The sequence below is a fragment of the Nocardia sp. NPDC059228 genome (assembly GCF_042754245.1).
GTDB lineage: Bacteria > Actinomycetota > Actinomycetes > Mycobacteriales > Mycobacteriaceae > Nocardia.
In genome coordinates, this window is record NZ_JBHZAL010000037.1 from 1 (window position 1) to 24157 (window position 24157).

Genomic DNA, 24157 nt, shown 5'->3' on the forward strand with positions numbered 1-24157 from the left:
GCCGCGGAGCACGGTATCGAGGGCGTCATCGGCAAACGGATCGACAGCACCTATCGGTCCGGACGGTCGCAGGCGTGGCGCAAGCTCCCGCTGCGGCGGTGCACCGAGGTGGTGGTGGTCGGCTGGCTGGCCGGCCATACCAGCAGCGAGGTGTTCGGGTCCCTGCTCGTCGCCGCCCACGACAACCAGGGGCGGCTGGTGCTGTTCGGGGCGGTCGGGACCGGGTTCAGCGACACCACCCGCCGGGTGCTGCAGCGCGAGCTGCTGGCCCTGGCCGTTGCCGCGCCGCCGGTCACCGGGGAGATCCCGGCATCGATCGCGGCCATCGCGCATTGGGTCGCCCCGCATCTGGTCGGCGATGTCGCCTATCGCGAGCGCACCGCCACCGGCCTGCGGCACCCGTCCTGGCGCGGACTGCGATTCGATCGCTCACCGGCGGAAGTCTCGGTGCCCGAGCACAATTGACCTTCCGCCGCGGGCGGTTGTCCATCGTTTTCCGTGACCCGCTTACGACCGCTGGCAAAGTCGGGCAAGCCGCACCGCAGCCCACCCGGCCTCGGAATCACTCGTCCTAGGCGTCTGCGGGCCGCGTAGTGCTCAGCGTGCCCGGTTACGGCAAGGCGGTGGTGTCGCTTGCGGTGTCGAGCGGGTTGTCGCGGAGTTTGGCCGCCAGCCCAGTTCGGAGTGCTACCGCCGCCGTGCTGCGGGGTTTGCGGGCCGCTTGGTGCTCGAAACAGCGGGTGAACTCCTCGACCAGGCCCCGCCGCGGCCATCGCGCCAGCACCGTCGCGCGGGTGCTTTCGGGCAGCAGGTGATTCTCGCTGCCGCAGATGTCGATGCCGGTGGCGCGTTCGAGCAGATGCCCCTCGACATCGACCTCGACATCGACGTGATTCCACATGTGTCGCACGATGATCTCGTGCAGGCGCCGCGCCCGCGCCGGGGACCAGCCCGCGCCGGCGGCGAACACCATGGCGACATGACCGCTGGCGTCTTCGAAATCGATGGCATACGAATCGAATTCGGGCACCAAGCCGATGTCGTGGAACATCGCCGCGACATACAGCAACTCGATATCGACGGTGAGGCATTCCTCCCGTGCCAGCGCCGCCGCCCAGTAGAACGAGCGCACCGAGTGATTGAACAACGCCGGTGAATGGTAGCGGCGGGCCACCTCCCGCGCGGCCCGGGCCGCCGCGGTGCCCACATACGGCAGGGCCGCCACGTCCCGCACCAGCTCGGTCGCCTCCCGGGCGGGCGCGCTGTCGGGGATCGCCACCCCCGCGATCGTCTCCGCACTCACCGCTGTCTGCCTCCTTCGATCGTGGTTGACCTCTTCACTGTGCCCGGGCCCGCTACACTCCCACCATGTCCAAAACGACAAACGAACCACAGATCCGGACATGACTCGTCGCGTCGGTTTCCTCGTCTTCGACCACGTCACCCTGCTCGATGTCTCCGGACCGGTCGACGTCCTGCACAATGCCGACCGCTGCTACGAATCGGTGCTGCTCTCACCCGGCGGCGGCCCGGTCATCACCTCGTCGAAGATCACCATCGCCACGACCGCCGCCGCGGACGCCGGCCCGATCGACACTCTCGTCATTCCCGGGGCCGACCATCTCGTGGAGCATCGCATCGAGGCCGCGTTGCTCGAAGCCGCGCGCACGCTGGCCGAAACCGCGTCCCGGGTGGCCTCGGTGTGCACCGGCGCGTTCGTGCTGGCCGAACTCGGTCTGCTCGACGGCCGCCGCGCCACCACTCACTGGCGACACGCCCGGACCCTGGCGCAGCGATACCCCCGCATCGACGTCGTCGCCGACGCACTGCACATCAGCGACGGCCGCTACCTCACCTCGGCAGGTGTCAGCGCCGGCATCGACATGGCACTGGCGCTGGTCGAACACGATCACGGCCCCGACACCGCCCGCGCGGTCGCCCGGGAACTGGTCGTCTACCTGCAACGCCCCGGCGGCCAATCCCAGTTCTCGACCGCCCTGCACACCCCACCGGCGCGCACCCCGGCCCTGCGCACCATCATCGACGCCGTCCACGCCGACCCCGCCGCCGACCACAGCGCCACCACCCTAGCCGCAACCGTCGCCCTGAGCCCCCGCCAGATCACCCGCCTGTTCCACGCCGAACTCGGCACCACCCCCGCACGATGGATCGAACGTGTGCGCCTGGACCTGGCCCAGCAACTGATCCTGCACGGACACACCATCACCGCCGCCGCCCGCCACAGCGGCCTGGGCAGCGACGAATCTCTACGCCGTGCCTTCGCCCGCCACCTTGGACTCACCCCCACCGACTACAAACACCGCTTCACCACCACCCTCACCAACCGCGACACATAACCACGAAAACCCACGACCGCCAGCGGCCGGCAACCCAGAAGGAACTCTCGCTGTACAGCCAGGAAAGTTTGGCCGGCCGCTTCGATGGGGTCCCGGTAGTACTCGCCGAAGAAACAACGGATATGGGCGTCGACCCCGGTCAGGCGTTGGGTGTATAGCTAACCCCCGAAGGGATGACGCTGCCGCGTACACGGCATCCGTTACAGATTCGACCTGCGGAAACACGTTGGCGCGGAGGGTGTCTCGTGAACGTTCGTATCCGGACAGTCCCGCGCTGGCCGGTTCGGTCAGCGCGGTATGCGGCATGGAAAGACGTTCTGTGCCTCGGGTGTCTGGACGTGGGGAACGTCCTCCCGATGCGCTTGTCGGGCTTGGTGTCCCATCGCCGGTAGGAGGACGTTCCATGGGTAACGGTAGTGGCTTGTCCCGGGGTGATCGCAACCGTAACGCGCGTCTGAACCGGCTGCGAGCCTTGGTTCCGACTGGCAATGCGATCGTCGGGATCGACCTGGCTGACCGCAAACAGATGGTCGTGATCACCGATCATGATTCGAAAGTGCTGGCCCGCAGAATATTCCGATGCAGGGCGTGGGATCTGGGCGCCGCGTTGGACTGGGCGGGCGACCAGGCCGCCGCGGCCGGGTTCGAGGGAGTGACGGTGGCGTGTGAGCCGACCGGGCATCGGTGGCGGGTTCTGGGGCAGCTGGCTGCCGAGCGTGGCATGGCGTTCGTGTGCGTGCAACCGGCGTTGACCGCCTGGTCGCGACGCGCCGAAGACCTTACCCACGACAAAACCGACGAGAAGGACGCGGTCCTGATCGCCCGTTTGACCGCCCAGTTGCGCTGCTATGTTCCCGAGCCGGTCGATGAAACATGGGGCAGGCTCAGGCATCTGGGAGCCCGTCGTGAGCAGCTGCTGGTCGAGATGGTCTCCCAGGTCCAGCAGATCCGAGCGTTGCTCGAGTGCGTGTGGCCGGCGGCGTTGGGAACTGCTCGCCAGCCGTTCCGGTCCCGGTCATGGGTCGCGGCGCTGCGAGTGGTCTGCGGGCGCGATCGAGGTGATTTGTCTCGTACTCGGCGCTTGGGCCGTGACCGGTTCGAACATGCTGTGCGTCGCGAGATCATCCGTGCCGGCGGGCAACGACCGCGGACGTTCTGCACCGCACCAGGTTCCGGCCGGCGTCGCCCCGCGCTGGCCGGTTCGGTCAGCGCGGTATGCGGCAGAATCGGACGTTCGATTCCGTGCGGAGGTTTCGGTGTGTGACTGCCAACGTCTTTGTGCGACAAGTCAGAACGGCGGATCTGTCAGAGTGACCGTCCAGGACTCACCTTCCGCGTAGCGAGACCAGCAGGGGCCGTCGGCATCGGTCGGTCCTCGCCATTGGCCGGTGTCCTCGTCCAGGATGAGGTGTGGCTGGTGGAGCGTTCCGTCCGTCCAACGGCGGAGCCATTCGGTGAAGCCGAACTCCTCGCGATACAGCGCCGTCTCGATGTCCTCGACATATGGTGAGCCATCGGTCTCGTGGTGATCGATGATGTTGGGTTCGAAGCCCCACATCCGATACTCGGCGTCGCTGACGTCGATGAATGAGATTACGTTGCACCCCACTCGCAGATCGGCACGAGCGAGGTAAACCGCGACTGCAAAGGCGCTGGCCAACCGTGACAGTGAGATAGCCATTCCCCCGCGATAGTGCCGCCCCCAGGGTGCTCGTGGGTGGAATGACCGCCCCCGAGACCAAGAATCCCCTTGTTGGGACCGAACCCGCCGTCGCCGAGTTCGAGATAGCACCGCCGCAACAAGTCCGGCAATCGTGCACCGATGACCGATTCGCATTCGAGCACTGCTTCCAGAGGGGCCGGAGTCAATGTCGGAAGTGGCCGCAGGTATCCGCCCGCTAGGGCCAAGCGATATTGCGGGGTGCCGCGGTAGTAGTCGAACTGGTTGTCACCGAGGCGAGGTTCTGCTGTTTTGTGGCCGAGATGGGTGAGGATCCGGGGCTCGTCGACTCGATAGTCGACGTACTCGCCGGCCTCGAACAGAGCGCGTACAGCCTCGAAAACCTGATCGTCGTCGGACACTCGACCAGTATGCCGTCGATCGAGACCAGTCATCGCGGCCATCGGCAGTAGCGGACGTTCTGCGCCGCAGCGGGTTCCGACCGCCAGCGCCCCGCGCTGGCCGGTCTGGTCAGCGCGGTACGCGGCAATAGCGGATGTTTCGTTGGTGGTCGGACTGGCATGCTAGCGTCCGGCGGCGTGGAGGTCCCTGGCATTGGTCGGTTGTCCTACGACAACGAGCTGGGCTGCTACAGAAGCGGTCCCGTCTCTGTCCCGCTGGTCGGTGGACAGCACAGCATTCTGGTCAAGCTAGACGACGATGATCCCGCGCCGAAGGACTTCGGCGCCGCGATCCGTCAATTCTTGATGCTGGATCCATCAGTGCTGGTCGATACCGCGCCTGCTGTGTTCTCTTACTACCGCGATATCTCCGCCGCCGTCCTCGCCGACGGGGACGATGACTGGTATATCGAGATCCCTACCGTGGGTGAGGTATTCGACCACGTCCGGTTGGGTGAGGAGCCGGCCATTCTGGTGGAACGCGACGATACTCGCGGTGGGCGTGTGTATGTGTCGCTGGAGTACGAGTGCGAATGGGAGCCCGAACATGGGCTACAAGTTGTTCTCCGCGATGGCTTGACCGTTACGAAGGTTGGCCCCTATGACGGCCACCTCACCAACGCGGCAGCCTTCGACGACGACCGCCTCGACGGGGTCGTGTACGTGCATAGACACATGCCATAAACGCGCGAAACTCGGCATGAGCGCGCACTCCCGGCGGCCATGAGCGGACGTTCGAAGGCGCCGCGGCGTCAGGCCACAGACCACAGACCACAGACCACGTCAGTCTCGTCGGCGCCACCTGAGGGTGCGACACAACACTGCCATTTACTGCTGCGACTCACAACGCCAGGTTGGGCGTGTGGCGGTGTGGCCGTTCGGCAGACGGCCGTTTTCCGAACCCTGATCGAAGGCCCAGATCACTGTGGCGGAACGGCTCCGTCCGGCAATCGTGCGCCGATCAGCTTCGTGTCGATCAGGTTCGCGTTGACCAGTTTGGTTCGTGTCAGGTTCGCGTGCAACGAGAGGGCCCGAACTGGGCCCCTCTTGTTGCGTTTCAGTTTTCACATGTGAAGCCGGACCGGGGATGGGGGAAATCGGCGCCGATCAAGAACGGCACCGCGCTCAGCGGCTATGTGTCGTTGTCGATGAACAAGGCGCTCGCGGCGGCGTTGAAGAAGGTCCCCGAGTCGATGCGCAAGACCCTGACCTGGGACCGGGGAAAGGAACTGTCGGCTCACCTGGCGCTGACGTCGAAGACCGGTGTCCCGGTGTTCTTCGCTGACCCGCATAGCCCTTGGCAGCGCGGAACCAATGAGAACACGAATGGCCTTCTGCGGCAGTATTTTCCGAAGGGAACAGACCTATCTCGCTGGACTGCGAGAGATCTCGCGGCAGTCGCGCACACGCTCAACACGCGACCACGAAAGGTTCTCGGCTGGCGCACTCCGGCCGAAGCGATGGACCATCACCTACAATCGCTCGAACGTAAATGTGTTGCAACAACCAGTTGAATCCGCCCTGGCTGCCGCGGTCGCTGTGGAAGATTGTTTCCCCGGCGGCAATGGGCCCACCGGCACATGGCGGCCACGGAATGATTGCCTTCTTCGACCGCGATGAACGCGTACTTGACCGTTACCGGTGTTTCTTCGCGAAGAAGGCCACCGATTTTCCCAGGAAGAGGTTCTCCTCCTCCAGTTCCCGGACCCGACGCTCCAATTCCTTCAAGCGGGCACGTTCCGACATCGACAAATCGGTGTCCGCAGCCGAGTTCGTGCGCTGGAACTGCTTCACCCAGTTCCGGATCGTCTGATCGGTCACCCCGCAATCGCGCGCGACATCGGCCACCGGCCGAGACTTCTCGACCACCTCACGTGCCGCCGTCTCCCGGAACTCCTGGCTGAACTCACGCGACTTCCTCTGTGCCACAAACAACTCCGTTCAGTTACCCAAATCCTACTTTGGGTAACTGTCCGAAGAAGTTCCAGCACCTCATAGCGCATGATGTCCGGCCATTGCCGAGGAGTTGTCCAACGCCTTCGTCGTGATGTGCTGCTACGGAGGGGTTTTCACTTCTCAGTGGCGTAGCAGTCGGCTTGGCTGCCGAGGCCGGCCTGCTCTACTGTTGTCGAACTCGGGCCATCCGAGTCCTCACAACCACCTGAGTCCTCACAGCAAGGAAGCCCATGATCAAGATTGCCAGCGCCGTTGCCTCCGGCCTGCTCACGGTCGGTGCTGCTGCCACCCTCGGAATCGGTGTCGCCCAGGCCGACCCCGGCGGTGACTACATCGGCAACTACGCCACCCAAGCCGCATGCGAGGCCGACGGCCAGGACCCCAGCACCGGCGGTACCCACTACGTCTGCGAGCAGCAGCCCGACGGCAGCTTCGACCTGTACACCGGCGTCCTTGCCTGAGCCAGGCCTTGCCTGGCCCCGAAAACAACGGTCGCCCAGCCCATTCCCGGGCGGGCAGTCGATTGCGCAGCTGTCTGCGGTAGCGGCCTTACCGCCAGATCTGACGAACTTCGCCCTCACGGGCCTTATCCGAGGGGACCGTCGCCCCCGAACGGGCACCCGAACGGCAGGCAGGAAATAATGTCCCATCCCGGACTGCTCGGTATCTCGACCTCGGGGTAGTACCGACACTGGTAGAGGCGCCACCTCGGTTGACCGGCTCTACGACCTATGATCGCCGTATGTCGGAGCGGATCGACACGCAGGAGACAGTCGAGGACGCCCTTGCACGGAGGGTCGAGGACCGGCGGGGTCTGGAGTTCCGGTGGGCGGAGGCGTTGCGCGAGCTGGGGGCGGTCGACCGAGCGGCGTACAAAGCCGTGGCGGTGACTCCCACGCCTCAGTTGGACGATGCCTTCCGCCGACTCTCGCAGGCCGCGAACTACTCACGTCTGTGGCTTGGCATCGCTGCAGCGATCGCCACCCTCGGAGGTAGACATGGACGCCAGGTGGCGCTCGAGGGTGTGCTCGCGATCGGTGCAACGTCCGCAACCGTGAATCTCGGCATCAAGCCTTTTGCCCATAGGCGACGTCCGGAGCGACCTCGCCCGGATACGTTTGAAGCCCGTCTTGTTCCTATGCCGGAGTCCGCGTCTTTCCCATCCGGTCACGCCGCCTCGGCTTTTGCATTCGCCTATACGGTGGGCCGACACTACCCGGCGCTGGCAGTGCCGATCCGGTTGCTCGCCACCGGGGTGGCCTATTCGAGGGTTCACACCGGCGTGCACTACCCCGGTGACGTGGCGCTCGGCTCTGTCCTTGGAGCCGGAATATCAGCCATGGTGGCGGGCGTACGCGACCGCAAGTATCGGTCGTCGGGCGGAAGGGCGTCCTAGCTGGCCGACTACTCCCACTCCGCCTGGCGGATGGCCGGTGAAGTGCTCCCCGGATTTGCGGGTCGGATGCGGGCGGAGGGCGAGGCGCCAGGATGCCGGGACGAGATGCGCACGCGAAGCGCTGCCGGGCGAATGGCGAACTCCAGTGGTGCACTCAGCACCACTGGTTCACCGTCGATACCCGCCTGTACGGGCGCGGGGGCGAAGACCTCGAAGTCCGGTGCGCTCCAGGCGCGCCCTGGAGGATGCCGCCTACTATCCGGTGCGTCAAGAATGACGATGCCCAGAAGCCCGCTATCGAGCGAGGGGCGAGTGCCGAGGACAGGAGGGCCCAACACATAGGGGTTGTTCGACACCAGCACAATGGCGAGCTGGGCGTGCTGGCGTCCTACGTCGTCGACGAGACGCAGCGCCGGTGTCCTTGCACCGGGGCCGCCCACCCGCTCGGCCGTCTCCACCAGGGTGCGCATCTTGGCGGCGCGATAGGACGGATGGTGGACCGCCTCACCGTAGATTCCGAGAGAGACGTTGTTGACAAATGCGCGGCCGTTCACTTCTGCCAGGTCGATCTGCCGCTCTACCCCATCGGTGAACGCGTCGAGCGCGCCCGCCGCGTCCTGCCGGTCCACTCCGAGGTCGAGCGCGAAGTGATTACGTGTCCCGGCCGGGACGCAGATGAACGGCACCCCATGCGCGGCGGCGGCCGCTGCCACGACCGCAAGGGACCCGTCGCCGCCAGCCATCCCCAGCGCGTCCGCGCCTTGTCTCACCGCCTCGTCGACGCACTCCAGGAGGCTTTGGGCTGGCTCGAGAATAACCACCTCAATCCCGCGATCGCGTGCCCTTTCAGCGATTCTCGCACGGCTCGCCGCTCCATCGCCCGACCTTGGATTGATGAACAAAACCGCCCGTCGAGGCGGGTCGGTTGCGCTCCAGCCATAGCGCGCCAATCTCTGCTCAGACGGGCCACGACGCGGCCGGGGAACCAGGGGAGAGGTCATGACGCTGTCCCCCGGCATCCGCCAACTACCGCTGCCGACGTCATTTCGCCCTCGTAGACCCCACTGGTCGGGTTCCGCGGAGGACCGTTGGACGCTCCTCGGCATCGGGCAAACACGTCGAGCCCGCGTTGGCGGGTTGCTGACCCGGGCACCAGCTAATCTTACGTCTCGGGCCCACGGTGACGCGGTAGTCCAGGCAAAGGGGACGGAGGGCTCCCTTTGTGTCGGCAGAACGTGAATACTGGATCTGGCACAGACTTCGTGATTGACCCGTTCGGGATGCGAAGGGGCGGTTGATAGTTCATCATGTCGCGGGTGTTCTGATCTTGAACTGATGAGGGTCCTGTTCCCGCATCTGGAGGGTCTGCGGATCGGAGTGATCCGCGCGGCGGGGTCAACAGTGCGGATCGAGGCCGCTACCGGTGAGGATCCGGTCGCCTGTTCCGGCTGCGGGATGCTGTCCGGGCGGGTCCACAGCCGCTACCGCCGACGGTTGTCCGATGCCTCGATCACCGGCCGCGAGGTCTTGATCGGGTTACAGGTCCGCAGATTGTTCTGCGACAACTTCGACTGCGGCAAAACAACTTTCACCGAACAAGTGCCGCAGCTGGCGGCCAAATATGCCCGCCGCACCCTGATTCTGCAGCGTGCGTTGTGCGCGGTCGCGCTGGCCCTGGGAGGCCGCGCGGGAGCGCGGCTGACTCGGCAACTGGCCGCGACCGTGAGCCGGATGACGTTGCTGCGCCAGATCCGGGCACTGCCCGATCCGCAGCATCCGATCCCGCGGGTGTTGGGCGTGGACGATTTTGCCCTGCGCCGCGGGCACCATTACGGAACGATTCTGATCGACATGCAGACCCGCCGTCCGATCGAGGTCCTCGACGACCGGAGCGCCGACACTCTCACAGCCTGGTTGCGGGCCCACCCGGGCGTGGAGATCGTCTGCCGTGACCGCGCCGGTGCCTACGCTGAAGGCGCCACCGCAGGAGCACCGGACGCGGTGCAGGTCGCCGATCGATGGCACATCTGGCACAACCTCGGCGAGGCGGTCGAACGTACCGTGGCACGCCACCGCGCCAGTCTGCCCGCGGCGATCAACGCCTCCGAACCGCAGGACCATCCTGATATCGCCGCGGTCGCCGCCGACATACTCCCCGGGCCGCCCACGCCCAGCGACCGGCAGGATCGCACCGCGGTGCGCACTCGTCGGCGCTGGGCCGAGGTTCATGCCCTGCTGGCCCAGGGCACGAGCATTCTTGCGATCAGCCGCGAGCTGGGGCTATCCCGTGGCACCACTCGCCGCTTCGCCCGCGCTGAGTCGGCCGACGAACTGCTGGTCAACAACCGCCTCGGATACCGAGTCAGCATCCTCGAGGCATACAAGCCCGACCTGCACCGGCGGTGGAACGAGGGCTGCACCAACGCAACCCAGCTGTTCCAGGAGATCAAGGCCCGCGGCTACCAAGGCAGTGAGAAGTTGGTGCGCAACTACCTCCAGCCCCTCCGCGCTCTCACACATGTCCCGGTCGCGGCGCCCAAGCCACCGACCGTCCGGAAAGTCGTCAGCTGGATCATGACCAAACCCGACACCCTCGCTGCCGAACGCCAGGCAAGCCTCGATGCAATCCTGGCCGCCAGTCCGGAACTGGCCGCGCTGACCAGACACGTCCGCGCATTCGCCGACATCATGGGCCAGCGGCGCGGGAGAGATCTCGAACAGTGGATGGCTACCATCGACGCCGAGGACCAGCCAGCGCTGCACTCGTTCGTCCGCGGTCTGCGCAGCGACCAGGACGCGGTCACTGCCGGACTGACCATGCCATGGAGCAGCGGAACCGTCGAAGGCCACGTCAACCGCATCAAGATGCTCAAACGACAGATGTTCGGGCGCGCGAAAACTGACCTACTCAGGAAGCGAATCTTGTTGAGCGACTGAACAACCCAATCGACCGAATCACGAAATTTGTGCCAGATCCAGGATTGGCGTTCCGTTGACACTTTGCGTGCGCCGCTTCCTTCTGTACTTGTCACGGGCCCAACGATGTCCGTCGTCGGACGGTAACCCCACGGCTGATGGGCAGGGATTCCAAGCGAGAGTTCACCTCGTGAACCAACGTCGTCTCACCCGATGAGGGTGATGCTCTACCTGTTAGGTTCGTGCGAGACCAGTTGCTCACGTGTCACCATGCGAAAGCGGGACTCCTCCGATCGAAAGCACTGGCCAGCTGTGGTAACCACCAGCCTCGGAGCAGGCCCGCCCTGCACAGCGCAGCCATACGGGACACATCGGGAATGTAGGTGAGCGCCAGTGGGTAATTCAGTGAACGCCGTCAGAGGCAAGGCAAGTGGGCTCGGTGAGAGCCGAAGCCGCGCAAAGGAAGCCGCGCAAGGATGGAGGACATCAAGGCCACGATCGACAAACGTAACGACAAGATCGACGTAGACATGGCCGCGGCGTAGGCTGACTTCGCAGGGGCCGATGCATCCGACGCGATCACGTACGCCGGATCGACAAATGCCAGGCTCGCGGTCCTGGATGCTGTGGACTGCCCGCGGGCGTGTGGAAGCAGCCGCCCGAACCCCCAGATACGGATGCACATCCAGCATCGGCCGCTTGTCTGGCTGCTAGGTAGTGTCCTCAAAGCTAGTACTGCTGATCTGCAAAGTTGCTGCAGCGGTTCTGATTTGATTGCCCGTGTGGTTCGCAGGCACGAGTTGACCGAGCAGCAGTGGCGGACGATCGAGGTCTTGCTGCCGGTATCTGGAGCGAAAGGCCGCCCCCGCGTGGATGACCGGCGGGTGATCAACGCGATGCTGTACAAGGCCAAGACCGGTGTGGCCTGGCGGGATCTGCCCGACCGGTACGGGCCGTGGCAGACGGTTTACAGCCGGTTCTGGCGCTGGACCCGCAACGGCACCCTGGGCATGCTGGTCGAGCAGGTGCGTGTGATCGCCGATGCGGTCGACGAACTCGACCGGGAGGTATCGGTGGACTCCTCGCTGGTGCGTGCCCACCAGCACGCCGCCGGTGCGCGCGCACGCGTGGTTCACACAGGGGGACAACGAACCCTGATATCCCCTGGCCCATGATGCCGATCGCCAAATGCGGTGTGTCCGGCCGCTTGCTCGCGAAATCACGGACCTTGGCCACCGCATCGGGCTGCTCGGACCGATAGGGCAGCCAGGCCCATGCGCTCGTCCGGTCTGCCGGCCCGAACAGCGGCGCGGCCGCGGTGCCGACTGCCTCGGCCAGCTCACGGACGAAGCGTTGCAGCCGGGTCAGCTCGTCACTACCCGCTCCGGTGTCGGGATACCAGAGGATCAGCGCCAGGTGATGCCAACGCAGCGGGTAGCGGATGGATTCGGTCGCGGCATCGACATCGATGGGCTTACTCTCGGATAGCACCTCACGCACGAGCAGCGCGTGGGCGCTGTTGCGGCTCTCGAGCCACTGCTCGCGCTCGGTCTCGTACACCGCGACGACCTGCATGGTGATCCAGTCGACGTATTCGAACGTCGCGGTGGTGATCGCCTCCGCGACCGTGACACCGTCGGCGGGCGCGACAGCGCTGTCCCGCAGTTCGGCGAAGACCAACTCGGTCATCCGCCGATGCCCGATCCGATAGGCACGCACCAGGGCCTTGACCGGAACTCCATGCTGGGCAAGGCGTCTGGCGTATTCGATGGCCGCCGTGGGAGCGTTGATCCGTGCGACGGGAATGTCGTGCTGCAGTGCATGCAGGATGGTGTCGACATTGCCTTGCACGCTGGTGCCCAGCAGTTCGACGATGCGGGCGTCGCCCCGCAATTCGGGGATCTCGTCCTCGAGACCACGCCGCAGGATCGCGGCGATATCCGTCACCCGCTCGTTCAGGCGGGCGGCGATTCCCGCGACATAGCGGCCCACATCGACATCACCGCCGCGACGAAAGCTCGTCACTCCCCAACGGTAGTTACTGCGCCGTTGCCGCGCGGCAAATTGCCAACTTGTTCTCCGGGGACAACACCGACGGCGAACTCCGTCGATCACATCGACCAGCTGCGTCCACGGCATTGGCACCGCACCCGCGCCGAATTCCCCGCGTCGCTGCTCAGCGAGCACTGCATCGACCGGCCATTTCGGCTAGGTTCCAGCCACGATGTGGACTCCCCCGGATCAGCAGTTCGAATCAGCCGGCCCGGCGGGAATATTCGACGGTGCCCATCGTGCGGGTGACGGTGAGCGGCGTGCTCGTACCGGAACTTCGGAGACATAGCCGTCGATGATCGGAATTCTGTAGCGGCGTTCGAATTTGGTCAGCAGTTCGACTTCGGCCGGGGCCGCGCCGCAGATGGCGAATCGCACCGATGAGGTGTTCGGCCGGATTTGGTCGGGCAGGTCCGACAGCAGTGCATACGTGGTCGGGACAGCGGAGATGTATGTGGCACGGCTGCGCTCGATCCGGTCGAAGAACGTCTTCGGGCTGAAGGCCACGGTGGCGCGGCCATCGGCGAGCAGCGGCGACAAAGTACCGACAACGATGCTGTTGACGTGGAACAGCGGTAGATTCAGCAGGCTGTGGTCGGCTGCGGTGAGATCGAATGCCTCGATCGCCAGCGAGCACATGGCGTCGAGATTGGCGTGATCGATCGTCACGCTGTGGGGTTTGCCCGTGGTGCCGCTGCTGGGAAACAGCAGCGCCAGTGTGTCGTTGCGGGGCCGTGCGGGTTCGGCGACATCGGGGTCCGCGGTGGTGAGATCGCCGGCGGGTATGACGACGTGGACCCCAGCGTCGGGGGTGGGCCGCCGCGCGGTGATCAGGACCGTGGCACCGGTGTCGGCGAGCTGATAGTCGGCTTCTTCGGCGGTCAGCGACGGGTCGATAGGGGTGACCGTGGCACCCACACGCCAGATGGCGAACAGGGATACGACATAAGCGGCAGTGTTGGGCAACATGATCGCAACCACATCGCCGCTCGAGACTCCCGCGGCGCGCAAAGTAGACGCGGCACGCCGCACAGCGTCAAGGAAGCCTGCATTGTTCAGATCAATGCTGTCGTCGGCGACCGCGGCCGCCTCCGGTGCAGCAGCCGCACGACGGTCCGGCAGAGTCGAGAAAAGGTTCATCAGCGGTCCTCAGAACGGGTACAGGGAATGCCGACAACGGTAGAAATCACGCCGCCACTGGACACCGTCATGCATCAACGAAATTCGCCGCCTGCATTGTCACCGCAGGACAATTCCGACCTCACATCCGCCGCCGTCGTAACCGGGATGTAACTACCGCCTCCGCTACTTCCTCGCTTCTCCATGTTCGAGCCAGGTGCGGGAGTTGATGGCGTGACCATCGACAGGGGCATTATCCGGTGATTCGTTCCCCGGGTGAGGTCCACGCGGGTGTCCATGTCGAGCCGGAACCGGCCGTAGGGTTGATGTTTCGACCAGAACAACGGGCTCACGACACGGCGTCGTTGTCGCCGACCAGATCATCGAACTGCGGATCCTCCAGAACGGCATGCAACAGAAGGGTATTGATGTGCACCATCGCCGATTGCAGCAGGCACAAAGGAGCATCGACACCTCGGTGCGCGCGGTCGGCGCCCCGATACCGCCGATACCGTCCTGACGGCGAGCACCGAACCTGGCCTCGACGACTGAGGCCGGTCGGCCGCCAGGAGCACTCTCTACCGCGTCGTCGCCGTTCCGCCGATGCTTATCGCAATCGCGTTGACTACCAGCCACATCGGCCATCTCGAGGGTCTGGATATAGAACCCGGCGGGCGCAGCCTGGCGCACTGAGTCCCCATTGTGGTGGTGCCCACCGGACCCTGCGCAGTGACGTGTTGGCCTGGTGGCACAGCGGAATTGGTCGACGTTTCAGGCCTCCTGCGGTGCCGTGAGATGGACACGGATGTGGTCGAGCAGTTCACCGTTTCTGAGCGGTTTGGGCAGGTAGTCGCACGCACCGGCGGCGTAGGCGTCATCGATGGCATCGGGATTGCCGTCGAGGGAGGCCGCGATGATCGGAATCGGTGAACGTTTCCGTAGCTGTCGGCACAGGTTCGCGCCCGGCAGGTCGGGCAGGTCCAGCTCGAGTAGCACCAGGTCCGGATTCCATCGCCGAGCCAGCGCCAAAGCGCACTGCGCGTTGGGGACAGAGATCACCTCATGGCCGGCGTTGGCCAGCACGAGTACCTCGATCTCTGCCATCGCCGGGTTGCTCTCGACGACGAGGACCTTGCTCGGCCGAACCGCGGGGGTCGGCGGCGTCGTGGATGCTGTTGCAGAGCACGGGAATTGGCTCATGGTGGATCCTTCGTAGACGGGTCACCCGGCCGCTGAATCCGCAGCGTCATGGTGCTGGATGGAGGTGGCCCCGTGATCGCAATGTCGCCAACGCGATCGACGTGCTTCGAAACTATGTCAATCCGCTATTTTTTCAGCAATGAGTCTGTGAACTGTTTTCATGGCGTTCACATGACCAGGCCTACCGGATATCTCACCACCCACGGCATGCCCGCTAATGTGCGGCGTCCTGCGGACGCACTCTGGGGCGGACATGCGGCGTTGGTAGTGTCAGGGTTTCAGCGTGCTCCGTGCCGAAGGGCAGTCGGTCCAGTGACTCTGGCGATTGCCGATCGGCTGCCTGTTAAACGAAGTGGTTGAGTGCGTCGACATCACCTTCGGAACGAATATTTCCGGGGTCGCCGCCCTCCGACTGCTTTCCTAGGCATTCAGGTATCGGGATTGGCCGTTGTTCCGGCGGATTCCTGGTTGAAGGCGGCCGCTTGGCCTCGGGTTCGTGTTGTTCGAGTGGTGTTCCGTTTGCGGCGCTCCAGTGGAGATTGACCATGTCGGTGCACAGCTGTGTCAGCTTGCTTCCGGTTCGCTGGATGGTCCCATCCGGGCGGACCAGGGCGGCGGTGGTGCGTGCATCTCGAAGCCAGCGGTGCAATTCGCCGCCGTGCTCGGCGGCGAGCAGAATTCCGCCGCGTTGTTCGATGCACTCACGTTGTGCGGTTGTCGGTGCGGCGGTGGTGATGACCGCGTAGCGACCGGCGATGACCTCATCGACACGGCGACCATCGGCGAGCCGACAATTCGGGACGAGTCGGCCGGCCAGACCACGCCGAAGCAAGGGCGCCGTGACCAGGCCGCCACGGCGCAGCGGTGGTGTTTCGCCGCTGGTGATCTGTGCGGTGAGGCCGGGAATCCGGTGCAGATGCGGGGCAAGCACGCCGCGCAGTCGATTGCCCAGTTCACCGCCGTCGGTCATGATCATGCCGATCAGTTTGGCGAGGCGAATCATGCTGCGAGCATGTGGTTTTCGCTCGGCCTCGTAGGTATCGAGCCGGTCGGCGGGCAGGGCACCGGCCAGGACCGCGGCCAGCTTCCAGGTGAGGTTCGCTGCGTCGCGGAGTCCAGCGCACAATCCCTGGCCGATGAACGGCGGGGTGAGGTGGGCGGCATCGCCGAGGATGAAGACTCGTCCGCGCTGCCAGCGGTCGGCGGCCTGGGCTCGGAAGGTGTATTCGGCGACCCGGACCACCTCCAATTCCTCAACGGGGGTGTCTGCGGTCCAGGGGCGGATCAGTGGGTGCAGTCGGCTGACATCTGGATAGTCGTCGGCGGTTTCGCCGGGCCGCAGGCGGAATTCCCAGCGGTAACGGGTTTTCCCGATGCGCATGTAGGTGGCGGCGCGTTCGGGATCGCAGACTTGGTGGACCCCCTCCCATTGGCCGAGTTCGGCTGTGGTGGCGACATCGACGACCAGCCAGCGTTGTTCGAATCTCATGTCCTGCATGCGTGCGCCGATGGCGGCGCGGACCAGGCTGTTGGCGCCGTCACAGCCGAGCAGATATCTCGCGCGCGTGGTTCCCGCTGAGCCGGTGAGGCGGTCGGTGTAATCGATTCGCACGCAGTCGGTTTCGTCGGCGATTGCCGTGACTTCGACGTTGCCGCGCACGGTGACGGATCGGTGGTGTTCGAGGTTGGCGCGCAGCAGCGCTTCCAGTTCGGGCTGGTCGAACAGGTTCGCTTCGGGGTAGCCGTTGCGCCCGCCCGCGGGGTCGCGGTCGATCTGGCCGAGCACTCGCTGATCGCGGTCGAGCAGGCGCAGTCCCAGCGCGGGCCGGGTGATGGCGTCGAAGGCGGTCCCGATTCCGAGTTTGGCCAGGATGCGGCGTATTTCGCCGTCGAGGTGCACCGCGCGGGGCTGCGGGAAGACACCGTCCCAGCGTTCCAGCACGAGGACCTCGATGCCGTACTGAGCCAGCAGGGTGGCCGCGGTGAGCCCGGTCGGGCCTGCGCCGACGATGACCACGGGAACGATCGAGCTGTTCATCGGTTGGCTCCGATCCATGTCGCGAGGTAGGCCGCGCAGATCAGCCCGGCGACCACGGCCGGTGCCAGCTGCGGCAGTGGGTCACCGGTGCGCGCGTGCACGATGGCGGCGCCGGCCATGAGCAGGATCAGACCGCCCGCGGCTGCCACACCGATCGGCCACCACACCAGTGCGGCCAGCACGCCCAGCGCAGCGGCGAGTTCGAGCACACCGATGGCCCGATACGCGGCGACCGAGAAGCCGACATGGGCGGCCCGCTCGCGCATGGCCGGTACTGCGAGCGCTTTGGCAGCTCCGGCGGAGCCGAAACACAACACGAGCAGACAGGCGAGTGCGATCGCCGCGATCTTCATTGATCAACCTGGACTTTCCATGAGATTGCGTATCGGCCGAGCACGGCTTCCACGGCCGGGGTGTCCGCGGTCGCAGCGAGTTCGACCGTGGCCCGCACCGATCCGTCCTTGATCGACACCGACACGGCACCGATTCCAGCGGTCGTGTCGAGTGCGTCGAGCAGCTCGCGGCGGGTGGCGTCGGCGCGCAGCGCGAGCTTGTAGGGTTTGCCGACGTCGGTGGTCGGTAGCCAGTCGAGCACGGTAATCGATTTCGGTGCGGCGGCGCGCTCGGGAACCCGCTCGCTGGCCCAGGCGAGCAGATCGGTCTCGGTCACTTCGGCGCCCGCGGCCAGCGTGACGTAGGCGACGGGCACCTCGCCGGCGTGGGGGTCGGGCCGCCCGACCGCGCCGGCACCGGTGACCTGTGGATGGGCCAGCATGGCGTCCTCGATGGTGGCGGGGTCGATATTGTGGCCGCCGCGGATGATCAAATCCTTGGCGCGGCCGTGTAGATAGATGTAGCCGTCGTGGTCGACGCGGGCGAGGTCGCCGGTGTCGAGCCAGCCGTCGACCAGTTTGCCCAGCCCGTCGAGCAGATGACCGTGTTCGCCGCGCCCGCTCACATATCCGGCGAACAGCGTGGGACCGGCGACCGCGAGCACTCCGAGATGATTGCGCGGCAGGTCGTTCCAGCTGCCGTCGGGCCCGATGCGGACGACCTTGACTTGCTGATAGGGCATGCGCTGGCCGACAGTACCGGGCCGGGGCGCGCTGGGGAAGGTACGTGCGCTGGCGCAGGTCGCCTCGGTCAGGCCGTAGCCTTCGATGAGCGTGATTCCGGTGTGGGCCTGGAAGTTCTCGCGGACGGCCGCGGGCAGCGGCGGGGCGCCGACCATGGCGTAGCGCAGGCTGGAGATGTCGGCGGTGACCGGGCATTGCGTCAGCGCCGCGTACACGGTGGGCACGGCGCTCATCGTGGCGATGCGGTAGTACTCGACCAGGTTCCAGAATTGGCCGTACAGTGCGGGGTCGCGGTAGCCGAGCGGCCCGGCCCAGACCACCGGCTGTCCCTTGAACAACGGTGCCAGCAGCGTGACCACCAGGGCGTTGACATGGAACAGCGGCAGCCCGGCGAATACCACCGAATTCGTGTCGAGCAGGGAGTTCGCGGCGATCATCCACGCGTTGGCGACCTCACCGGAGTGGGTGTGCGCGGCCAGTTTCGGTATGCCGGTGGTGCCGCCGGTGTGGAAGAGCGCCGCCAGATCCGTGGCGGTCGGCGGCTGGCCGGCGAAGCCGGTCGAATCCTGGTCGGCGGCAAGGTCGGTGAGGTATCCCACCTCGATCCCGTCCAGGCGCGGCAGCGGGTCCGCGGTGGCGTCTGAGGCGGTCGGGCGCAGTGCCAGTAGCGCGTCGATGTGGCCTCCCATCACGGATTCCCTTGTCGAGCGCCAGGTTTCGGTAGCGAGTTCGGGACCGGCGGTGATCACGATCCGCGCGCCGGAGCGGCGTAGCAGTTCGGCGATGTGTCGCGGGGACAGCCCGCCGTTGATCGGCGCGGCGATTCCGGCGAGTTGGGCGGCCAGGGTCGCCGGGATCAGCTCGGCGCAGTTGGGGGCGATGAGCGCGACCGCGTCACCGCGCCGCACGCCCAGCCGGTGCAGCAGATTCGCGTAGCGGTGGACATCGGCCAGCAGCTCGGAGAAGGTGCGGCACACCGGTTCTCGCCATCGGGTCGCGTCCGGCAGCACGGTCAGGGCGGTGCGGTCGGGCCACAGGCGCGCCGCCCGGGTCAGCAGCGCGTAGGTCGATTCCGGCAGTCCGCGTGCGGCCAGCGGGACGGATTCGATCTCGGCCAGGTCGGCCGGTGACTCGTACTGCGGCCACATCCGGTCCGCGCCGACGGGTGGGGCGGGTATCGTGCCGGTCATCGCGCGTATCTCACGGCGGTGCGCTGGCGTCCAAGATCGAGTGCGCCGTCGTCGGTGCCGATGGCCGCTTCGACGACGTCCCCGTCCTGCAGGTACTTCGGGTTCTTGGCTTGGCCGGCGAAGAACAGCTTCCATTTCACCGCTGGCGGCAGCAGGTTGGTGATCAGCGCGACCGGCTTCGGCGGGGCGCTGATGGCGGTGCCGATCGGGGTGCCGGTGAGTAGCAGGTCCCCGGTGTCCATGCGCTGGAAGCGGGTCAGCTCCCGCAGCGCTTGCACCGGCTGGTAGATCATGTCGGCCACCGTCATGTTCTGGCGGAGTTCGCCGTTGACCCACAGCCGCAGCCGCAGATCGGTGAACCGCTTGAGCTCATCGGCGTCCAGCAGCATCAGCGCCGGCCCGACCGGGGTGAACGTCGGATACGACTTTGCTTCGTAGAACTGGGTTTTCGGCAACTGCACATCCCGGGCGGACACGTCATTGGTGATGACCAGTCCGGCGATGTAGTCGGCGAGGTTGTCGGCAGTGATCTCGGAGCCGACGGGCATGGGTTTGCCGAAGACAAGGCCGATCTCCACCTCGTAATCCAGTAGTCCCACATGAGCGGGCCTGATCACGTCGTCGTAGGGTCCGCTGATCGATCCGGAGGTCTTGCGGAAGAAGGTGAGTGGCACCGTCTTCGGATCGCCGCCCGAATCCCGCACGTGGGAGGCGAAATTTGTCATCTGCGCGACCACCCGGCACGGCGCGGTCACCGGCGAGCACAGCCTCACCTCGGTCACCGGCGTGGTGTCGCGGCTTGCGGCCGCGGCGGTGAGGGCCTCGCGATCGGCCAGCAGCTCACCGGTGGTCGTGGCAGTGGTGTCCACGCGGGCGGCCCCGGTGGCGGTCTGCACCCACCAGGCGTCGGCGGTGCGGAGTACGGAGATGCTCATGAGCGGGCTACTTTCATCAGGCCGCGCAGGCGGCCGAGGTCGAATTCGTTGTCCTCGCGCAGCGCGCAGGCCATGGCGCGCAGTTCGCGCAGCGCTTCGCGGCCGGGCGCGATGCCGAGGAAATCTTTGGTCGCGGGTGGACCCCATTGCGCGAGCCCGGACGCCGACATCGGTGCCCAGCCTGGTTCGAGGGTGTTGTCGAACAGGTCGCCGTCGCTGAAGTGCTCGACGATGAACCCGTCGGGGTCACGCCAGTAGTCGAAGATCTGGCTGCCCTGGATGTGGCGGCCGATACCCCACGACCGGTGATATCCCTGCTCGCGCAGGTATTCCCCGCCCGCGGCGAGCGCGTCGAGGTCGGCGACTTGGTAGGCCGAGTGCACATAGCGGTTGGAAGGTCCGAGCATCAATGCCAGGGTGTGGTGGTCGGTCGGGATCGAGCCCTGGTCGCAGCGAATGAAACTCATCACCGGGCCGCGCGCGCGGCGGCCGGGGTGGTACAGGAAGTCGCTGACGATCAAGCCCAGATGCTCCAGATACCAGTCCAGGGTCTGCCGGTATCGGGTCGTCTCGAAGACCACGTGGCCCAACCGCTGTACCCGAGTCGGTTCGCGGGGCGGGCGCTGGGTGCTGTTGGTTCGGGGCGTGTTGTGCCCGAAGTTGAACGTGTGCGGTTGCTGGGCGGGCAGCGCACCGAGGACCTCCATGCCCGCGGTGACGCGCACTCGCAGCCCGTTCGGGTCGGCGAGATCGACGACGAGCCCGCCGAGACTCTCCGGCAGCGGAGCCACCCGGGACCCGGTGCGGTCCGCGAGTCTCGACAGATCGGCGGCTTCGGTGGCCCGGAAGGCCGGGCCGAGAAAGCTCGAGCGCGGTCCGCGGCGGATCAGCACGCACGGCGCGCCGGGATCGGTTCCTCGCAGCCACAATTCGTCCGCCGACCGTGCGGCGGTGGCGAATCCGAAGGCGTGCGCGAAGGTTTCGGCCTTGCGCAGGTCCGGTTTCTCGAATTCCAGCCACGCCAGGTCCGCGACCTTGATCACCGGATTGCGGGCCCGCCCGGGATGTTCACCGGGCAATGCCCCTTGCTCACTGTGGAGACCGACGTGGACGTCGTGATGGTCGTTCATCGATCACTCCCTTCAACTTTCTGAAGATATCGTCACTTACGCCGCTATCCTCAGTCAAGGGTTTCTGAATAATTCGTCAGCATTGACACTCTGGGCTACCATGGCCGGAATTGGCGAGACAGGGGACGGCAATGGCCACACCGACCGGTTCCGAACCCACCCGCCTCGAGCGCCGCAAGGCGCGTACCCGCGCCGCACTGGTGACCGCGGCGCAGGCGTTCATGGCCGAGGGAAGACTGAACCCGCCGATCCTGGAGATCACCCAGGCCGCCGACGTCGGAATGGGGTCGTTCTACAACCACTTCGCCAGCCGCGACGAGCTGTTCCGGGCCGCGGTCGAGGACGCGCTGGATCGGCTCGGGGCGGCCCTGGACGTGCTGACCGGCAGGCTCGACGATCCGGCCCAGGCGTTCGCGCAGAGCTTCCGGCTCGTCGGCCGCCTGCACCGACGCGCACCGACGCTCAGCAAGAGCCTGCTCGCCCACGGGCCCGGCCTCACCAAGGCGAGCACCGGCATCACCCCCCGCGCCCGCCGCGATATCGGGGCCGCCGTCAAGGCCGGACGATTTCAGGTCCGGGACCTCGACCTGACCATGACCCTCGTCACAGGCGCGGCCCTGTGCCTCGGTCAACTGCTGCACGATCACCCCGACCGCGACGATGCCGAGGCCGCCGACCAGGTGACCGAGGACCTGCTGCGCATGCTGGGCCTGCCCGCCGACGAGGCGACGCGGGTCGCCTGGTCCCCGCTGCCCGGACTCGACTCGCTGCCGCATGAAGCAGCAGTCGGCTGAATCACGCGCCGATACCGGCGCCGAGCCCGCCGACAGCGAGAATCCGCTCGAGGGCCGAGGACAGCTCCGCCAGCGGATCCTCGACCGCGCCGACAGCCCGAAATCCCACGAAACGATCGGGTCGCACCAAAACCGCACCCGCACGCGTGATTTCGCGTTTGCGCAGCCAGGCGAAGCGCGCATCGGCCAGCTCGGCGTCGTCCGCGCCGACGGTCACCGCGACCAGGCGGATGCCGGTGCTGTCGGCCAGTTTGCGGGCCGCGTCCACCCAGGCCGCTCCGTCCTCGCCGGCGATCAGGACGAACGCGCCGCCGTAGGTGAGCTTCTGCAGCGGGAACCTCACGCCCGCACGGGAAACGAATGCGTGCGGCAGCGGGTGACCGGGCCTGGTGCTCGGCTCGTATAACCGGACGGCGTCGATCGCCACGGGCGCCGGGCTGCCGTCGTCGACGACAGCCGTCGACGTGTAGGTGAACCCGAATTCCAGTCCGTGATGGCGGAATTCGCCCGACTGGGCGGCCAGCGCGTTGTTGAGCAGATCACGCCGTTCGGCGTAGTCCGGATGCGACGGGTCCCAGATGACCTCCATGGCCCGCCAGTTCTCCTCGGCCGATTTGTCCATCGAGATGCCCAGCGCAGCGTCGAGCCGGAACCGGTCCATCGCGCACTTGACCGAGTTGGCGATATTGCGCTGAACCACCGGGCGGCGCTCGGCCTCGTAGGTGTCGAGCAGGCCGTCGCCGGCCTGCCCGGCCAGCACCTGGGCCAGCTTCCAGCACAGGTTGTGCACGTCGTGGACCGCCGAATTCAATCCGAGCCCGCTGGTGGGTGGGTGCCGGTGGGCGGCATCACCGGCCACGAACACCCGGCCGGCTCGGAACCTGTCGGCCAGGATGCCCTCCATCGTCCACTTCGACACGGCGTGGACCTCGGCGTCCAGATCGGGCAGACCCAGCACCGCCTTCATCCGTGCGATGACCTTGTCACGGTCGCCGGCATCGGAGTCGCCGTACGGGTAGCCGATGTGGAAGACCCATTCCTCCGACTTGGTGCCCCAATGATCTGGGCCCATCGGGCACAGTGTTCCCCCGGTCATCGTGCCGCCGAAGTCGGGATTGGCCAGCCACCGCAACAGCACCCCGTCATCGGAGAGCACCTCGGACAGATCGGCGGTCATGTGCACCGATGCGACATCCATGATGTTGCGGTCGCCCTGCAGCTCGATGCCCACCAATTTGCCGACGGTGCGGCCGCCGTCGGCGGCGATCACGTACCGGGAGCGGACCCGGTACTGCTCACCGCTGGCCTTGTCGCGGATGGTGCTGGTGACGCCGTCGGCATCTTGTTCGAGAGCGATCAGCTCGTGATTGAATCGGATCCCGCCGGGATTGAGTTGCTCCGCATGGGCTTTCAACACGGGTTCGAGCCGGATTTGCGGAAGATTGGTCGTCGGGCACGGGCTGGCGTCGATGTACTCCGGATCTCGATTCCCGGCGCCCCAGATCTCGAGCTTGCCGATCTCGCGGCCCGTGTTCGGGTTCGCGCCGCGCACACCGGCGTAGAAGCCGGTCTCGACGAGGTTCTCCTGCGGGGTCCCGCGCTCGTAGATCGCCTGGGCCACACCGACTTCGGTGAATATCTCCATGGTGCGCTGCCCCAGCACGTGCGCCTTGGGCAGGACCGACGTCCCGGGCAGGGCGCTGACGAGCAGGGATTCGACCCCGAGCGTGGACAGGATCATCGACGCGGACAACCCCGCGCCACCTCCGCCGACGATCAGAACGGGAACCGTGGTGGTCATGTGGTGATCAACCTCCTGAGCGCGATACCGGCCGCGCATGTGAGTGACGAGCACCACAAGTTCTACGCGCAGAATT

The 24157-nt window shown here is 66.1% G+C and carries 22 protein-coding genes and 3 pseudogenes; 11 read left to right on the forward strand and 14 right to left on the reverse strand.

Going from position 1 to position 24157, the window contains the following annotated elements:
- Positions 1 to 465, forward strand: a pseudogene (locus ACFXKA_RS35730) (ATP-dependent DNA ligase); the annotation flags it as partial.
- 145 nt (positions 466 to 610) lie between these two features.
- Here ACFXKA_RS35730 and ACFXKA_RS35735 read toward each other — a convergent pair.
- Positions 611 to 1303 carry an HD domain-containing protein gene (locus tag ACFXKA_RS35735; RefSeq protein WP_379430706.1) on the reverse strand — a complete coding sequence of 231 codons (693 nt, stop codon included), beginning with the start codon at positions 1301 to 1303 and terminating at the stop codon, positions 611 to 613.
- Between the two features lie 100 nt (positions 1304 to 1403).
- On the opposite strand from ACFXKA_RS35735, the gene ACFXKA_RS35740 reads away from it, so the two are divergent.
- Both ACFXKA_RS35740 and ACFXKA_RS35745 read left to right on the forward strand, forming a co-directional pair.
- Positions 1404 to 2357, forward strand: a complete 954-nt coding sequence (locus ACFXKA_RS35740) for a GlxA family transcriptional regulator (RefSeq protein WP_379430707.1) — start codon at positions 1404 to 1406, stop codon at positions 2355 to 2357.
- A gap of 328 nt (positions 2358 to 2685) precedes the next feature.
- Positions 2686 to 3621, forward strand: a complete 936-nt coding sequence (locus ACFXKA_RS35745) for a transposase (RefSeq protein ID WP_379430708.1) — start codon at positions 2686 to 2688, stop codon at positions 3619 to 3621.
- Positions 3622 to 3645: 24 nt separating this feature from the next.
- On the opposite strand, the gene ACFXKA_RS35750 is transcribed toward ACFXKA_RS35745, so the two are convergent.
- Positions 3646 to 4038, reverse strand: a complete 393-nt coding sequence (locus ACFXKA_RS35750) for a hypothetical protein (protein ID WP_379430709.1) — start codon at positions 4036 to 4038, stop codon at positions 3646 to 3648.
- Positions 4039 to 4340: 302 nt separating this feature from the next.
- On the opposite strand from ACFXKA_RS35750, the gene ACFXKA_RS35755 reads away from it, so the two are divergent.
- Positions 4341 to 4490 (forward strand): hypothetical protein, encoded by a 150-nt coding sequence (locus ACFXKA_RS35755; protein WP_379430710.1) that lies wholly within the window; start codon positions 4341 to 4343, stop codon positions 4488 to 4490.
- 150 nt (positions 4491 to 4640) lie between these two features.
- On the forward strand, positions 4641 to 5162 hold the full coding sequence (locus ACFXKA_RS35760; RefSeq protein ID WP_379430711.1) for a DUF6985 domain-containing protein: 522 nt from the start codon (positions 4641 to 4643) through the stop codon (positions 5160 to 5162).
- A 236-nt stretch (positions 5163 to 5398) separates the two neighbouring features.
- Here the strand turns inward: ACFXKA_RS35760 and ACFXKA_RS35765 are convergent, their stop codons facing one another.
- Positions 5399 to 5500, reverse strand: coding sequence for a pentapeptide repeat-containing protein (locus tag ACFXKA_RS35765; protein ID WP_379430712.1), 102 nt, complete (start codon positions 5498 to 5500; stop codon positions 5399 to 5401).
- A 45-nt stretch (positions 5501 to 5545) separates the two neighbouring features.
- Between ACFXKA_RS35765 and ACFXKA_RS35770 the strand changes: the two are divergent.
- Positions 5546 to 5992 (forward strand): annotated as a pseudogene (locus ACFXKA_RS35770) (IS30 family transposase); the annotation flags it as partial.
- A 121-nt stretch (positions 5993 to 6113) separates the two neighbouring features.
- Here the strand turns inward: ACFXKA_RS35770 and ACFXKA_RS35775 are convergent.
- The gene (locus ACFXKA_RS35775) at positions 6114 to 6407 is read right to left on the reverse strand and encodes a transposase (RefSeq protein WP_379430713.1); all 294 of its coding nucleotides are present in this window, start codon (positions 6405 to 6407) and stop codon (positions 6114 to 6116) included.
- Between the two features lie 257 nt (positions 6408 to 6664).
- On the opposite strand from ACFXKA_RS35775, the gene ACFXKA_RS35780 reads away from it, so the two are divergent.
- The gene (locus ACFXKA_RS35780; RefSeq protein WP_379430714.1) at positions 6665 to 6895 is read left to right on the forward strand and encodes a hypothetical protein; all 231 of its coding nucleotides are present in this window, start codon (positions 6665 to 6667) and stop codon (positions 6893 to 6895) included.
- 281 nt (positions 6896 to 7176) lie between these two features.
- Positions 7177 to 7830, forward strand: coding sequence for a phosphatase PAP2 family protein (locus ACFXKA_RS35785; protein WP_379430715.1), 654 nt, complete (start codon positions 7177 to 7179; stop codon positions 7828 to 7830).
- A gap of 8 nt (positions 7831 to 7838) precedes the next feature.
- On the opposite strand, the gene ACFXKA_RS35790 is transcribed toward ACFXKA_RS35785, so the two are convergent.
- Positions 7839 to 8936, reverse strand: a complete 1098-nt coding sequence (locus ACFXKA_RS35790) for a diacylglycerol/lipid kinase family protein (RefSeq protein ID WP_379430716.1) — start codon at positions 8934 to 8936, stop codon at positions 7839 to 7841.
- Between the two features lie 160 nt (positions 8937 to 9096).
- Between ACFXKA_RS35790 and ACFXKA_RS35795 the strand changes: the two genes are divergently transcribed.
- Both ACFXKA_RS35795 and ACFXKA_RS35800 read left to right on the forward strand, forming a co-directional pair.
- Positions 9097 to 10767 carry an ISL3 family transposase gene (locus ACFXKA_RS35795; protein WP_379430717.1) on the forward strand — a complete coding sequence of 557 codons (1671 nt, stop codon included), beginning with the start codon at positions 9097 to 9099 and terminating at the stop codon, positions 10765 to 10767.
- 656 nt (positions 10768 to 11423) lie between these two features.
- The gene (locus ACFXKA_RS35800) at positions 11424 to 11921 is read left to right on the forward strand and encodes an IS5 family transposase (RefSeq protein WP_379430718.1); all 498 of its coding nucleotides are present in this window, start codon (positions 11424 to 11426) and stop codon (positions 11919 to 11921) included.
- On the opposite strand, the pseudogene ACFXKA_RS35805 reads toward ACFXKA_RS35800, so the two are convergent.
- The 8 genes and pseudogenes from ACFXKA_RS35805 to ACFXKA_RS35840 form a co-directional block, all read right to left on the reverse strand.
- Positions 11908 to 12885 (reverse strand): annotated as a pseudogene (locus ACFXKA_RS35805) (hypothetical protein); the annotation flags it as partial. The gene ACFXKA_RS35800 and the pseudogene ACFXKA_RS35805 sit on opposite strands and share 14 nt — an antisense overlap.
- Before the next feature lie 102 nt (positions 12886 to 12987).
- Positions 12988 to 13938, reverse strand: coding sequence for a class I adenylate-forming enzyme family protein (locus tag ACFXKA_RS35810; RefSeq protein WP_379430719.1), 951 nt, complete (start codon positions 13936 to 13938; stop codon positions 12988 to 12990).
- 750 nt (positions 13939 to 14688) lie between these two features.
- Positions 14689 to 15117 (reverse strand): response regulator transcription factor, encoded by a 429-nt coding sequence (locus ACFXKA_RS35815; RefSeq protein WP_379430720.1) that lies wholly within the window; start codon positions 15115 to 15117, stop codon positions 14689 to 14691.
- Positions 15118 to 15460: 343 nt separating this feature from the next.
- Complete coding sequence (locus tag ACFXKA_RS35820; protein ID WP_379430721.1) at positions 15461 to 17155, reverse strand: bifunctional 3-(3-hydroxy-phenyl)propionate/3-hydroxycinnamic acid hydroxylase; 1695 nt, start codon at positions 17153 to 17155, stop codon at positions 15461 to 15463.
- Positions 17152 to 17508 (reverse strand): DoxX family protein, encoded by a 357-nt coding sequence (locus ACFXKA_RS35825; protein ID WP_379430722.1) that lies wholly within the window; start codon positions 17506 to 17508, stop codon positions 17152 to 17154. The genes ACFXKA_RS35820 and ACFXKA_RS35825 overlap by 4 nt, the downstream gene beginning before the upstream one ends.
- A complete protein-coding gene (locus ACFXKA_RS35830) occupies positions 17505 to 19421 on the reverse strand; it encodes an acyl-CoA synthetase (RefSeq protein ID WP_379430723.1) in 1917 nt (638 codons plus the stop codon). The genes ACFXKA_RS35825 and ACFXKA_RS35830 overlap by 4 nt, the downstream gene beginning before the upstream one ends.
- Entirely contained in the window at positions 19418 to 20356 is a 939-nt protein-coding gene (locus ACFXKA_RS35835; protein WP_379430724.1) for a fumarylacetoacetate hydrolase family protein, read from the reverse strand. Before ACFXKA_RS35835 ends, ACFXKA_RS35830 begins: the two co-directional genes overlap by 4 nt.
- On the reverse strand, positions 20353 to 21486 hold the full coding sequence (locus tag ACFXKA_RS35840; protein ID WP_379430725.1) for a VOC family protein: 1134 nt from the start codon (positions 21484 to 21486) through the stop codon (positions 20353 to 20355). Before ACFXKA_RS35840 ends, ACFXKA_RS35835 begins: the two co-directional genes overlap by 4 nt.
- Before the next feature lie 131 nt (positions 21487 to 21617).
- Between ACFXKA_RS35840 and ACFXKA_RS35845 the strand changes: the two genes are divergently transcribed.
- Positions 21618 to 22280, forward strand: coding sequence for a TetR/AcrR family transcriptional regulator (locus tag ACFXKA_RS35845; protein WP_379430726.1), 663 nt, complete (start codon positions 21618 to 21620; stop codon positions 22278 to 22280).
- A gap of 1 nt (position 22281) precedes the next feature.
- On the opposite strand, the gene ACFXKA_RS35850 is transcribed toward ACFXKA_RS35845, so the two are convergent.
- On the reverse strand, positions 22282 to 24081 hold the full coding sequence (locus ACFXKA_RS35850; protein ID WP_379430727.1) for an FAD-dependent monooxygenase: 1800 nt from the start codon (positions 24079 to 24081) through the stop codon (positions 22282 to 22284).
- Positions 24082 to 24157: the final 76 nt, after the last annotated feature.